The organism is Kribbella sp. NPDC054772 (genome assembly GCF_053611945.1).
In genome coordinates this window covers 1-11,029 of sequence record NZ_JBSHBJ010000065.1, presented here as the reverse complement: position 1 = coordinate 11,029, position 11,029 = coordinate 1, and the positions used below count along the sequence as shown (strand labels likewise).

General features: G+C 68.6%; 15 protein-coding genes. 10 read left to right on the top strand and 5 right to left on the bottom strand.

The window, feature by feature from the left end; translation table 11 throughout:
* Positions 1-112: 112 nt before the first annotated feature.
* Positions 113-712, bottom strand: a complete 600-nt coding sequence (locus ACWGID_RS41315) for a TetR/AcrR family transcriptional regulator (RefSeq protein ID WP_452204901.1) — start codon at positions 710-712, stop codon at positions 113-115.
* 73 nt (positions 713-785) lie between these two features.
* Between ACWGID_RS41315 and ACWGID_RS41310 the strand changes: the two genes are divergently transcribed.
* Genes ACWGID_RS41310 through ACWGID_RS41300 form a run of 3 tightly spaced genes read left to right on the top strand, consistent with a single transcriptional unit; the run spans position 786 to position 3,917 of the window.
* A complete protein-coding gene (locus tag ACWGID_RS41310; RefSeq protein ID WP_452204899.1) occupies positions 786-1,931 on the top strand; it encodes an acyl-CoA dehydrogenase family protein in 1,146 nt (381 codons plus the stop codon).
* A 13-nt stretch (positions 1,932-1,944) separates the two neighbouring features.
* Positions 1,945-3,165 (top strand): acetyl-CoA C-acetyltransferase, encoded by a 1,221-nt coding sequence (locus ACWGID_RS41305; RefSeq protein ID WP_452204897.1) that lies wholly within the window; start codon positions 1,945-1,947, stop codon positions 3,163-3,165.
* A complete protein-coding gene (locus tag ACWGID_RS41300) occupies positions 3,165-3,917 on the top strand; it encodes an SDR family oxidoreductase (RefSeq protein ID WP_452204895.1) in 753 nt (250 codons plus the stop codon). The genes ACWGID_RS41305 and ACWGID_RS41300 overlap by 1 nt, the downstream gene beginning before the upstream one ends.
* On the opposite strand, the gene ACWGID_RS41295 is transcribed toward ACWGID_RS41300, so the two are convergent.
* Positions 3,914-4,141, bottom strand: a complete 228-nt coding sequence (locus ACWGID_RS41295; RefSeq protein ID WP_452204893.1) for a hypothetical protein — start codon at positions 4,139-4,141, stop codon at positions 3,914-3,916. The genes ACWGID_RS41300 and ACWGID_RS41295 overlap by 4 nt on opposite strands.
* A 63-nt stretch (positions 4,142-4,204) precedes the next feature.
* Here ACWGID_RS41295 and ACWGID_RS41290 point away from each other — a divergent pair, with 63 nt between their 5' ends.
* Positions 4,205-5,176, top strand: a complete 972-nt coding sequence (locus ACWGID_RS41290) for a helix-turn-helix transcriptional regulator (protein WP_452204892.1) — start codon at positions 4,205-4,207, stop codon at positions 5,174-5,176.
* Here ACWGID_RS41290 and ACWGID_RS41285 read toward each other — a convergent pair.
* Entirely contained in the window at positions 5,167-5,697 is a 531-nt protein-coding gene (locus tag ACWGID_RS41285) for a hypothetical protein (RefSeq protein ID WP_452204890.1), read from the bottom strand. The genes ACWGID_RS41290 and ACWGID_RS41285 overlap by 10 nt on opposite strands.
* A 272-nt stretch (positions 5,698-5,969) precedes the next feature.
* On the opposite strand from ACWGID_RS41285, the gene ACWGID_RS41280 reads away from it, so the two are divergent.
* Positions 5,970-6,872 (top strand): GNAT family N-acetyltransferase, encoded by a 903-nt coding sequence (locus ACWGID_RS41280; RefSeq protein WP_452204888.1) that lies wholly within the window; start codon positions 5,970-5,972, stop codon positions 6,870-6,872.
* Positions 6,873-6,964: 92 nt separating this feature from the next.
* On the top strand, positions 6,965-7,849 hold the full coding sequence (locus ACWGID_RS41275; protein ID WP_452204886.1) for a GNAT family N-acetyltransferase: 885 nt from the start codon (positions 6,965-6,967) through the stop codon (positions 7,847-7,849).
* Here the strand turns inward: ACWGID_RS41275 and ACWGID_RS41270 are convergent.
* Both ACWGID_RS41270 and fabG read right to left on the bottom strand, forming a co-directional pair.
* Positions 7,846-8,301 (bottom strand): MaoC family dehydratase, encoded by a 456-nt coding sequence (locus ACWGID_RS41270; protein WP_452204884.1) that lies wholly within the window; start codon positions 8,299-8,301, stop codon positions 7,846-7,848. The genes ACWGID_RS41275 and ACWGID_RS41270 overlap by 4 nt on opposite strands.
* A gap of 9 nt (positions 8,302-8,310) precedes the next feature.
* Positions 8,311-9,066, bottom strand: a complete 756-nt coding sequence (gene fabG / locus ACWGID_RS41265; RefSeq protein WP_452204882.1) for a 3-oxoacyl-ACP reductase FabG — start codon at positions 9,064-9,066, stop codon at positions 8,311-8,313.
* A 90-nt stretch (positions 9,067-9,156) separates the two neighbouring features.
* Here fabG and ACWGID_RS41260 point away from each other — a divergent pair, with 90 nt between their 5' ends.
* From ACWGID_RS41260 to ACWGID_RS41245, 4 genes are read left to right on the top strand one after another with little or no spacing between them, the layout of a single operon-like run.
* Positions 9,157-9,582: an acyl-CoA thioesterase gene (locus ACWGID_RS41260; RefSeq protein ID WP_452204881.1), complete on the top strand. Its 426-nt coding sequence runs from the start codon at positions 9,157-9,159 to the stop codon at positions 9,580-9,582.
* Positions 9,582-9,998: an acyl-CoA thioesterase gene (locus ACWGID_RS41255; RefSeq protein ID WP_452204879.1), complete on the top strand. Its 417-nt coding sequence runs from the start codon at positions 9,582-9,584 to the stop codon at positions 9,996-9,998. The genes ACWGID_RS41260 and ACWGID_RS41255 overlap by 1 nt, the downstream gene beginning before the upstream one ends.
* A 15-nt stretch (positions 9,999-10,013) precedes the next feature.
* Complete coding sequence (locus ACWGID_RS41250) at positions 10,014-10,433, top strand: globin (RefSeq protein ID WP_387783927.1); 420 nt, start codon at positions 10,014-10,016, stop codon at positions 10,431-10,433.
* Positions 10,434-10,458: 25 nt separating this feature from the next.
* On the top strand, positions 10,459-10,887 hold the full coding sequence (locus tag ACWGID_RS41245) for an OsmC family protein (protein ID WP_452204877.1): 429 nt from the start codon (positions 10,459-10,461) through the stop codon (positions 10,885-10,887).
* The last annotated feature ends 142 nt before the right edge of the window (positions 10,888-11,029 follow it).

Below are 11,029 nucleotides of genomic sequence, written 5' to 3'. Positions count from 1 at the left end.
AACGCTCGACTGGGACACCCCAGCCGAGCGTTTGCGTGATCTACTCACCACCTAGAACCCAAGGCGGTGTTGCGACGACCCCTTGAAACCGCCGGTGGGTGCGGGGTCTTTGCTATGCCTGGACCATTCGGTGCGCGAGGTCGGCGTACAGCGTGCCGAGGGTTGCGGGGTCGCCGCGGTGCGGGGTGTACCAGCGGGCGACGTCGATCGAGAGCGAGAGTACGGCGAGCGTTGTGCCTGGCAGGTCGCTCACTGCGAAGTCACCCGCGCTCACCCCGTCCGCGAGCACCTGCTCGATCTGCCGCGAGATGGAGCGGCGGATGGTCGCGACCTCGGCCAGGTGCTCGGGGGAGAGCGCCGCGAGTTCGTACTGCACCACGCGGGCGATCGTGTGGTGTTCCGCGTGCCATGAGGTGAAGGCGGCGACCAATGAGCGCAGCCGGTCCGCCGGAGTCGCGCCGGTGTCCGCGGATCGCAGTACCTCGAGGGCCGCGTTGTGGCCGTACAGGCTGATCTCGAAGAGCAGGCGCTCCTTCGAGGGGTAGTGCACGTAGAGCGCTGCCGGGCTCATGCCGGCGCGGGACGCGATGTCGCGGGTGGTGGTTGCCTGGTAGCCGCGCTCGGCGAACGCGTCGACGGCGCCGGTCAGCAAGCGGCGTGCGGCGGCCGGCTGAACGTGCTCCCAAACCAAGGGGCTGGTGACTGCGGACACGTTGACACCTTGCACCAAACGCGTGAAGCTAAGCAAGCGCTTAGCCATCCGTCTCACGCCTTGGGGAGGCCTCATGGATCGCGTCATCTTCAACGAGGACCACCGCGCATTCCGCGCCAGCGCGAAGGAGTACTGCGACCGCTCGCTGGTACCGCGGATGGAGCAGTTCCTCGACGAGAAGACGATCGAGCGGGCCGCCTGGCTGGAGGCCGGCAAGCAGGGCTTCCTCGGGCTCGACGTGCCCGAGGAGTACGGCGGTTCGAGCGTCGGCGACTACCGCTTCAACGCGGTGTTCGCCGAGGAGGTCTCGAAGGTCTCGGCCTCGCTGTCGAGCTGTTTCGGCATCCACTACGACTGCGCCGCGCCGTACTTCGTGGACCTGGGGACCGAGGAGCAGAAGCGGCGCTGGCTGCCCAAGTTCTGCTCCGGTGAGTACGTCGCCGCGATCGGGATGACCGAGCCGTCGGGCGGGTCGGACCTGGCCGCGCTGAAGACGACCGCGAAGAAGGCCGACGGCGGCTGGGTGCTGAACGGGTCGAAGACCTTCATCACCAACGGCGACATGGCGGATCTCGTCATCGTCGCCGCGCGCACCGATCCGTCGAAGGGTGCGAAGGGCATCACACTGTTCGTCGTCGAGGAAGGCATGGACGGCTTCGCCCGCGGCCGGAAGCTCGACAAGGTCGGACAGACCGAGTCCGGTACGTCGGAACTCTTCTTCGAGGACCTGTTCGTCGGCGACGACAACGTGCTCGGCGAGGTCGACCGCGGCTTCATCCACATGATGGAGCGGCTGGCGCAGGAGCGGGTCGGCGCCGCGGTGTCGAACATCGCGCACGCGACGCAGATCCTCGACGAGACCATCGACTACGTGAAGCAGCGCAAGGCCTTCGGTCAGCCGGTCGGCTCGTTCCAGTACAACAAGTTCCTGATCGCCGAGCTGGTCACCAAGGCCGAGGTCACCCAGTCGTACGTCGACAACGCGATCGTCGCGCACGACGAGGACCGGCTGTCCGCGGTCGACGCGGCGAAGACCAAGTGGTGGAGCGCGAGCGTGCAGAACGAGATCCTGGACGCGTGTGTCCAGTTGCACGGCGGCTACGGCTACATGAACGAGTACCGGGTGGCCCGCGCCTGGCGCGACGCCCGCGTGACGAAGATCTGGGCCGGCTCGAACGAGATCATGAAGGAACTCATCGGCCGCGACCTGGGCCTCTGAAAGGGAACTGACCATGCCTGAAGCAGTGATCGTCTCCACGGCCCGTTCGCCGATCGGCCGCGCGAACAAGGGGTCGATGACCACGATCCGGCCGGACGACCTCGCCGTACAGATGATCAAGGCGGCCGTGGAGAAGGTCGGTCTGACCGGGGACCAGATCGAGGACCTGGCGCTCGGGTGCGCGGAGCCGCACGACGAGCACGGCGGCAACATGGCCCGCCGGGTCGCGGTGCAGCTCGGCTGGGACAACACGCCGGCGACGACGGTGAACCGGTTCTGCGCGTCGTCGACGCAGACCGCGCGGATGGCTTACCACGCGATCAAGGCCGGCGAGGGCGACATCTTCGTCAGCGCGGGTGTCGAGTGCGTATCGCGGTACAAGAACTTCGGGTCGGCCGGGGTCGGCGACCCGAGCTCGTTCAACCCGGTCTTCACCGACGCGGTGGCGCGGACCGAGAAGTACGCCGAGACGAACGACACCTGGCACGACCCGCGCCAGGACGGTCAGATCCCGGACATCTACATCTCGATGGGCCAGACCGCGGAGAACGTCGCGACGCTGCGCGGCATCACGCGGGAGGACCAGGACGTGTTCGGCGTCCGCTCGCAGAACCTCGCCGAGAAGGCGATCAACAACGGCTTCTTCGAGCGCGAGATCACGCCGGTGACACTCCCGGACGGCACCGTGGTGAGCGCTGACGACGGGCCGCGGGCCGGCACGACGCTCGACAAGGTCAGCCAGCTGAAGCCGGTGTTCCGTCCGGACGGCACAGTGACGGCCGGCAACTGCTGCCCGCTGAACGACGGTGCCGCGGCGGTCGTGATCATGAGCGACACCAAGGCCCGTGAGCTCGGGCTGACGCCGCTGGCGCGGATCGTGTCGACCGGAGTCAGCGGCCTGTCGCCGGAGATCATGGGCCTCGGTCCGGTCGAGGCGTCGAAGCAGGCGCTGGCCCGCGCCGGGATGAGCATCAACGACATCGACCTGGTCGAGATCAACGAGGCGTTCGCGGTGCAGGTCATCGGCTCGGCGCGTGAGCTCGGGATCGACGAGGACAAGCTGAACGTGCACGGCGGTGCGATCGCGCTCGGCCACCCATTCGGTTCGACCGGTGCGCGGATCATGACCACGCTGGTGAACGGCCTGCAGTTCGAGGACAAGCAGTTCGGGCTCGAGACGATGTGCGTCGGTGGTGGCCAGGGGATGGCGATCGTCCTCGAGCGCCTCAGCTGATGAGCCTCGACGGCCGTACGGCGATCGTCACCGGCGCGTCCCGCGGTATCGGGCTGGCGGTCGCGCAGCGCCTGGTGGCCGATGGCGCGCGGGTCGTCATCACCGGCCGTACCCAGGAGACTCTCGACCAGGCGGTCGAGGCCCTGGGCGGCCGGGAGCACGCGCTCGCGGTGGCCGGGAAGGCCGCCGATCCGGAGCACCGGACCCAGGTGGTCGCGGCCGCCGTCGCGACGTACGGCTCGGTGGATCTGTTGGTGAACAACGCCGGGATCAACCCGGTCTACGGGAAGCTGCTCGATGTCGACCAGACGGTCGCGGCGAAGATGGTCGACACCAACGTGCTCGCCGCGATCGCCTGGGTGAAGGCGTGCCGGGACGCGTGGATGCGCGAGCACGGCGGTGCCGTCGTGAACCTGTCCTCCGTGGCCGGCCTGGCGCCGTCGCCCGGTATCGGGTGGTACGGCGCCACCAAGGCGATGGTGTCCCGGATCACGCAGGAGCTGGCCGTCGAGCTCGCTCCGGAGATCCGGGTGAACGCCGTCGCGCCGGCTGTGGTGAAGACGAAGTTCGCCGGAGCCCTCTACGAGGGGCGTGAGGACAAGGTCGCGTCGACGTACCCGTTGGGGCGGCTCGGTCGGCCGGAGGACGTCGCCTCGCTGGTGTGGTTCCTGCTGTCCGACGAGGCGTCGTGGATCACCGGCCAGACCATCACCATCGACGGCGGCCTGATGCTGAACGGCGGGATCGTCTAGACCTGACGTCCCTGCCACGCGGCCAGCTGCTCGTACGGCGCCGCGTCGTCGGCCACCTGGACTACGGGGCCGAACGGGAAGTGTCCGCCGCGCTGCTCGGCCGGCACGAACTGGCGGACCATCGGGAGCACCTGACTCGCCAGACCGTCGTCAAGGACGCTGCGGCGACCTGTGGCCGTGGCGAGGTCCCACGCGTGCGTGGCGATCGCAGCGGCGCCCGGCATGGAGACAACCTCGCGGGGTATATAAGACATCTTCTGTCGCATATTGAGCCTATTGTTGGGAAGGTGCGAGCAGACCGGTTGTTGCAGATCATTCTGTTGCTGCAGCGTCATGAGCGACTGAGTGCGCGCGAGCTGGCCGAGCGGCTGGAGGTGTCGAGCAGGACGGTCATGCGCGACATGGAGGCGCTGTCCGCGGCCGGCGTACCTGTCTACTCCGAGCGTGGACGCAACGGGGGATGTGTCCTGCTGCCGGGGTACCGCGCTGACGTGAGTGAGCTGACGCCGCGGGAGGCGCAGGCGCTGTTCGCGTGGTCGGGGCGGGCCGCGCTGTCGGAGGAACTCGGGCTGCAGGACGCTCTGCACACGGCGATGGGCAAACTCTCGGCAACGCTGCCTGTGGAGCTGCAGGGGGACGCGGACGCGTTGTCCGGCGCGATCGTGGTCGACCGGCGTCGGTGGTTCGCCGAGGCCGAGGACACCGGTGCCTTGCCGGTACTGCGACAAGCGGTGGTCACGCGACGTCGGGTGCGACTGCGCTACGCGTCGGTCAGTGAGGGCGTTCAGCAACGGACTGTCGATCCATGGGGACTGGTCGAGCAGGCGGGCCGGTGGTACCTCGTGGCGGCGCACCGCGGGGCGGCGCGGATGTACCGGGTGTCTCGGGTCGAGCAGGTGGACATTCTGGACGAGCTGGCGGAGCGGCCCGACGGGCTGGACGTGCGGGCCGAGTGGGAACGGCTGCGGTCGGGGCTGGAGCGGCAGGCGCCGGTCGGGGTCGACGTACTGGTTCGGGTGCGGCCGGAGCGAGTGGAGCTGATCCGGCGGATCGCTACGCCGATGCTGGCCAAGGGCGAGGTAGCGCGGGACGTGCCGTCTGACGACGACTGGCCGCAGCTGCGGATGCACTTCCGGGTGCGGGAGGCGGCGTGCGGAGTGCTGCTCGGGTTCGCCGGTGATCTGGAGGTCGTGGAACCGGCAGACCTGCGGGAGCGGATGCTGGAGCTGGCCAGAGCGGCAGTGAAAACCTACGGCTGACGGGTCGCCACGAACGTCTGGCGGAGCGTGACGTTGCCGTCGGCATCTTCGTCCTCGTTGCGCCAGTGGAAACCGGTCGCGGTGATGCCGGTGAACGCCCATCGGGTACGGGCGGTCTGCGATTCGAGCGTGATCGTGTCGGCAGTCGCGTGCGCGATGAAGGGCATCACGAAAGCGGCCTTCGGACCCATCCACGTCGAACGGAACGCCTGCAGTTCGGGATCGAAGATCCGGACCGACAGGCCCCACTCGCCGTCGCCGTCGGTGGCACGCGCCGCGCGGCTCGGCGTGATCCAGATGTCGGCGACCGCGCGGCCGTCGAGGGCCCAGGTGAAGTGCCACTCACCTCTGGTCCGGCGGGTGACCACGCCGCTGTCGTCGTACCAGGCGACGTCGAGGTCCCAGCTCCCGATCAGCGGCGCGAACGGTTGCAGTGCTTCGGCGAGGTCTGGGCGCGGGCCGTCGGACACCATCAACTCGGCGAACATCCGCGCGGCGGCCGCGCCGTCGGTCATCGACATGGTTGCTGTCTACGCCTGCGGCCGGAGCGTGGTCAAGGGTGCCTGTGGACGGCCCTTTGGAGTGCCCCGTGGACGCCCCGCCGCCGGTGACCCCGTCGCGTACAACCACGATGGCACTTCCGGCGGTCGGGGCGATCAGTCCGACAGCACCGCGTCACTCTAGTACGTCAGCGCTACACCACCGAATCGCGTGATTCTCGCCGCTGTTGCGATCGCGTTGCTGGTTGTTAATGCGTGGCGTGTGCGGGTCCCGCTGGCTAGGGTCCGGGAGCATGACGACTCGGGCGGTGGTGCGGCAGGCCGTGGCGGACGACGCCGAGGCGGTGGCCGCCGTCCGGCGGGCGGTGTACCCGTACAAGGCGATGTCTCCGGCGGCGACGCGGCACATGATCACCGTGCAGTCGCCCGGCGAACGCTTCCTGCCGCTGGTCGCGGAACGCGAGGGCGAGGTCGTCGCGTGGGGCTCGGCCGGGTTGAGCGTGTGGACCAGTGAGCCGGGTCAGAGCGGCCTGACGATCTTCGTGCACCCCGACCATCGCAAGCAGGGCCTCGGCAGCGAACTCGCCGACCGCTTGCACCAGCACCTGACCGAGGTCGGCGCGGTGCGGGTCCGCGCGTTCGTGCATCCTGACGGCCTCGAGTTCGCCCGCAACCTCGGGTACGACGGGACGCGGCAGATGCATTTCTCCGGCGTCGACCTGACCTCGTTGCCCGAGCTGCCGGACACGCCGGACGGGATCGAGTTGGTCGCGTTCGACACGGCGGACCCGCACGCGCTGTACACCGCGGACACGATCGCGTCGCTGGACGAGCCGGGCGACTCGACGATGGACGCGGTCACGTACGACGACTGGCTCGCGGAGATCTGGGACAGCCCGGGTATGGACAAGTCGCTCAGCGTGGCGGCGATGGTGGGTGCCGAGGTGGTGGCGTTCACGGTGGTCGAGACCGACGCCGACCGGATGTGGTCGGGGATGACCGGCACGATTCCGCAGTACCGCGGGAAGAGGCTCGCGAAGCTGGTGAAGTCGGTCGCGCTGCGCCGCGCGGCGGCGGCCGGGATCACCGCGGCGTACACGTCGAACGACGACGAGAACGGGCCGATGCTTGCCATCAACAACTGGCTCGGGTACCGGCGGGTGCAGACCGAACTGGGGCTGCTGAAAACCCTCTGAGACAGAGCTGTAATCCGGAACCTTCCGGTACGGACCTGAAAAGGCGTTATGTTCCGTGGGACTTCGCTGTTGGAGTGCCCAAGGAGTTTCGGATGGAGATCAGGCCGGCGGAACCGGGGGATGTGGACGCGGCGGCGGCACTGCACGACGCACTGGTCCCGTATCTGGTGACCACCCGGGCCTCGTTGGTCCGGCGGCTCGGGAGGCCGAACGCACCGGGCCGGGGGACGTTCGCGGCGTACGACGACGGCGAGCTGGTGGGGTGGGCAACGACCGGCCTGCTCGGTGGCTCCGACCCGCTGGACGGCGAGCTGCGGATCCTGGTCCGGCCGGAGCACCGGCGGCGCGGGATCGGCACAGTGTTGGTGGAGGCAACGCACGAGAACCTGAAGGCGGCCGGGGCGACGACCGCGCGAGTGTTCGCGGACCCGAGCTCGGTCGACTGGGCCTGGCGGTTCGGGTACCGGCAGACGCGGAAGGTGCATTACGCGGGCATCGAGCCGCGCAAGGCTCCAGAGCTGCCCGAGGTTCCGGCCGGCGTCCACCTGGTGGCGGCGACCGAGATCGAACCGAAGGCGTTGTACGCCGCCGACATGGTTGCCCAGCGCACCAAGCCGGGGGACGCCAAGATCTCCGCGCGGCCGTACGACGAGTGGCTGGCCGTCGTGTGGGAATCACCCGACACGGTCCTCGACCTGAGCGTGGCCGCGCTCTACCAGGACGAGGTCGTCGCGTTCACCCTGGGGCTCGGCGACCACACGATGATCTGGTCGAAGATGACGTCCACGATGCCGGAGTACCGCGGGCGGGGTCTCGCCAAGCTGGTCAAGACTGCCGCGCTCCGGGGCGCCGCCGAGGCCGGTGTCCGCGGCGCGTTCACCGCGAACTACGACGGCAACACCCCAATGCTCGCGGTCAACGAGTGGCTCGGCTACCACCGGATCGCCACTCACGCGGTACTGATCTGCCCGCTCTAGGGAACGAGCAGTACGACGGTCTCCGCGACGCAGGCCGGTTTGACGGAGTTCTCGAGCTCGATGACCCAGTTCAGCGACACCTGAACACCGGCCGGGGTCTGCGCCGCGTTGGCGATCGAGGCGCCGGCGCGGACCCGGTTGCCGACCGGTACGGGAGAGGGGAAACGCACCTTGTTCACGCCGTAGTTGAGCTTGGCGGTGACGCCCTCGATCTTGAACAGCTCGTCGCCGAAGCGCGCGATCAGGCTCAGGGTGAGGTAACCGTGGGCGATCGTCCCGCCGTACGGGCCCTTGCTCGCGCGCTCGACGTCGACGTGGATCCACTGGTGGTCACCGGTCGCGTCGGCGAACTGGTTCACCTGTTCCTGGGTGATCTCCAGCCACTCGGTCTCACCCAGTTGGGTGCCGACCGCGTGGACGACCTCGTCGATTCCCGTGAACGTCTGCACCATGATCGGACCTCAGTTCCGCGGTCCGCCGGCGACGTACAGGACCTGGCCGGAGACGAAGCCCGCCTCCTCGCTGCAGAAGAACGACGCCGCGGCGGCGATGTCCGCCGGCTTGCCGGTCCGCTGCACCGGGATGCTTGCGGCGGTGGCCTTCTTGAACTCCTCGAAGTCGACGCCGACCCGGGCTGCGGTCGCCGCGGTCATGTCGGTCTCGATGAAGCCCGGGGCGATCGCGTTCGCGGTGACGCCGAACTTGCCCAGCTCGATCGCGAGCGTCTTCGCCAGGCCCTGGAGGCCGGCCTTCGCGGAGGCGTAGTTGGCCTGGCCGCGGTTGCCGAGCGCGGAGGTGGAGGAGAGGAAGACGATCCGGCCGTACTTGGCCTCGACCATGTGCGCCTGGCAGGCCTTCGACATCAGGAAGCTGCCCTTGAGGTGCACCGACATCACGGTGTCCCAGTCGTCCTCGGACATCTTGAACAGCAGGTTGTCGCGCAGTACGCCCGCGTTGTTGACCAGCACCGTCGGCGCGCCGAGCTCGGCGACCACCCGCTCGATCGCGGCCGCGACCTGGTCGGACTTGCTGACGTCGCAGCCAACCGCGATCGCTGACCCGCCGGCCTCCGTGATCGCCTTCACGGTCGCCTCGCAGGCGCCCTCGTCGAGGTCGATGACGGCCACCGCGTTGCCGTCCTGCGCGAGCCGCTGCGCGACGGCCGCGCCGATTCCCCGGGCCGCCCCGGTCACGATCGCCACCCGCTGCTCGGTCATCGACCACTCCAATCGGTCCACTGGTCTGACGGACATGACATTACCCACGTGCAGTCACGCCAGGTGTACTTCGGATGACATGATCCTGGTGTGGATCATCACAACCGCCACGTCTACGACTGTCCGTTGCGCTGGGGCGACATGGACGCGCTGGGCCATGTGAACAACGGCCGGTACGTCGACTACCTCCAGGACGCCCGCGTCGATTTCCTGTTCCGGACCGCGAAGGAACTGGGTGCCGACACGCTGGAGACCGGGCTGCTGGTGGCTCGGCACGAGGTGCAGTACCGGGCGCCGTTGCACTTCCGTCCCGAACCGGTGCGGATCGAGCTGTGGATCAGCGAGATCAGGGCCGCGTCGTTCACGGTCGACTACGAGATCCTCGACGTCGAGCCGGACCGCCGTACCTATGTCGAGGCGAAGACCCGGCTGGTCCCGTTCGACTTCACGGCCAACCGGCTGCGGCGGATCACGCCGGTCGAACGCGAGGCCCTGACCAAGCTGGTGGGTGCCTGATGTACACACACCCTGTCCTGGTCCGCTGGTCGGACATCGACTCGTACGACCACGTGAACAACGTGCGGTACTTCGACTACCTGCAGGAGGCGCGGCTCGCGTTCCTCGGGCAGGTGATGGAGACGACCGGCGACTTCTTCGCGCAGTACCCGTGTGTGCTGGTCAGCCAGACGGTCGACTACCTGCGCCCGATCCTGCTGCGGCACCCGCCGTACGACGTGGACGTGTGGATCGCCTCCGTCGGTACGTCGTCGTACACCCTCGGCTCGCGGATCGTCGACCGCAGTGGTGAGTCGGAGGACGTGTACGCGAAGGCGGAGTCGGTGGTCGTCGCCGTGGACGGTGCGACGCACGCCAAACGCGCCCTCGGAGACGCCGAACGGGCAGCCCTCCTCAAGCACGTTGTGGCCAGTTGAGAGACTAGACGCGACATGAGTGAGCAGCAGAGCTTCTACGACGCCGTCGGTGGGGCGGATACCTTCCACCGGTTGGTGGCAGCGTTCTACCGGGGTGTTGCCGCCGACCCGGAACTGCGGGCCCTGTACCCGGAGGAGGACCTCGGTCCGGCCGAGGTGCGCTTCCGGATGTTCCTGGAGCAGTACTGGGGCGGTCCGAAGACGTACTCCGAGCAGCGCGGGCACCCCCGGCTGCGGATGCGGCATGCCCCGTTCGCCGTCACCCCGACCCAACGCGACCGCTGGCTGGGCCACATGCGCGCCGCGCTCGACGAGATCGGCCTGACGCCGGAGCAGGACGAGCAGATCTGGACCTACATGGTGATGGCCGCGCACAGCATGGTGAACACCGACGAACCGAACTACCCGGGCGCGATCGACGTGACCGGCCGCTGAACCTTCTTAAGGAGAGAACACGAGCATGGCTACCACTCGTACGGCGAAGGCCCACTGGGAAGGCTCGCTGATGGAGGGCGCCGGCCAGGTCGCCCTGGAGTCGTCCGGTGTCGGCACCTACGACGTCACCTGGGCCTCCCGCGCGAACGACGCCAACGGCCGGACCAGCCCGGAAGAGCTGATCGCCGCCGCGCACTCCACCTGCTTCTCGATGGCGCTGTCGCACGCGCTGGCCGGCGCGGGCAAGCCGCCGGCGTCGATCGACACCCAGGCCGACGTCACCTTCCAGCCGGGTGAGGGCATCACCGGCATCAAGCTGTCGGTGAACGGCAACGTCCCCGGCCTGACCGCCGACGAGTTCGCCGAGTTCGCCGAGGGCGCGAAGAAGAACTGCCCGGTCTCGCAGGCGCTGGCCGCTGTCCCGATCGCGCTGGACGTCACCTTCACCGCCTGACACTCCACTCGATCAGCGTCCGGCGGACCCCCACCGCGCCCCCGCCGCGGGGGGGTGGGGGGGGGGTGCCCCCGGGCCGGACGAGGGCTAAAACGGCGCCCGGGCGGGGGCGGGGGGGGGTTTTAAAAAAAACGAGCCCCCC

What these genes read in the sequence shown, in the direction of transcription:
- fabG (WP_452204882.1), bottom strand. Translation starts at nt 9,066, where the DNA reads ATGACCGAGCAGCGGGTGGCGATCGTGACCGGGGCGGCCCGGGGAATC.
- ACWGID_RS41280 (WP_452204888.1), top strand. Translation starts at nt 5,970, where the DNA reads ATGACGACTCGGGCGGTGGTGCGGCAGGCCGTGGCGGACGACGCCGAG.
- ACWGID_RS41305 (WP_452204897.1), top strand. Translation starts at nt 1,945, where the DNA reads ATGCCTGAAGCAGTGATCGTCTCCACGGCCCGTTCGCCGATCGGCCGC.
- ACWGID_RS41250 (WP_387783927.1), top strand. Translation starts at nt 10,014, where the DNA reads ATGAGTGAGCAGCAGAGCTTCTACGACGCCGTCGGTGGGGCGGATACC.
- ACWGID_RS41275 (WP_452204886.1), top strand. Translation starts at nt 6,965, where the DNA reads ATGGAGATCAGGCCGGCGGAACCGGGGGATGTGGACGCGGCGGCGGCA.
- ACWGID_RS41255 (WP_452204879.1), top strand. Translation starts at nt 9,582, where the DNA reads ATGTACACACACCCTGTCCTGGTCCGCTGGTCGGACATCGACTCGTAC.
- ACWGID_RS41295 (WP_452204893.1), bottom strand. Translation starts at nt 4,141, where the DNA reads ATGCCGGGCGCCGCTGCGATCGCCACGCACGCGTGGGACCTCGCCACG.
- ACWGID_RS41245 (WP_452204877.1), top strand. Translation starts at nt 10,459, where the DNA reads ATGGCTACCACTCGTACGGCGAAGGCCCACTGGGAAGGCTCGCTGATG.
- ACWGID_RS41285 (WP_452204890.1), bottom strand. Translation starts at nt 5,697, where the DNA reads ATGTCGATGACCGACGGCGCGGCCGCCGCGCGGATGTTCGCCGAGTTG.
- ACWGID_RS41300 (WP_452204895.1), top strand. Translation starts at nt 3,165, where the DNA reads ATGAGCCTCGACGGCCGTACGGCGATCGTCACCGGCGCGTCCCGCGGT.
- ACWGID_RS41310 (WP_452204899.1), top strand. Translation starts at nt 786, where the DNA reads ATGGATCGCGTCATCTTCAACGAGGACCACCGCGCATTCCGCGCCAGC.
- ACWGID_RS41270 (WP_452204884.1), bottom strand. Translation starts at nt 8,301, where the DNA reads ATGGTGCAGACGTTCACGGGAATCGACGAGGTCGTCCACGCGGTCGGC.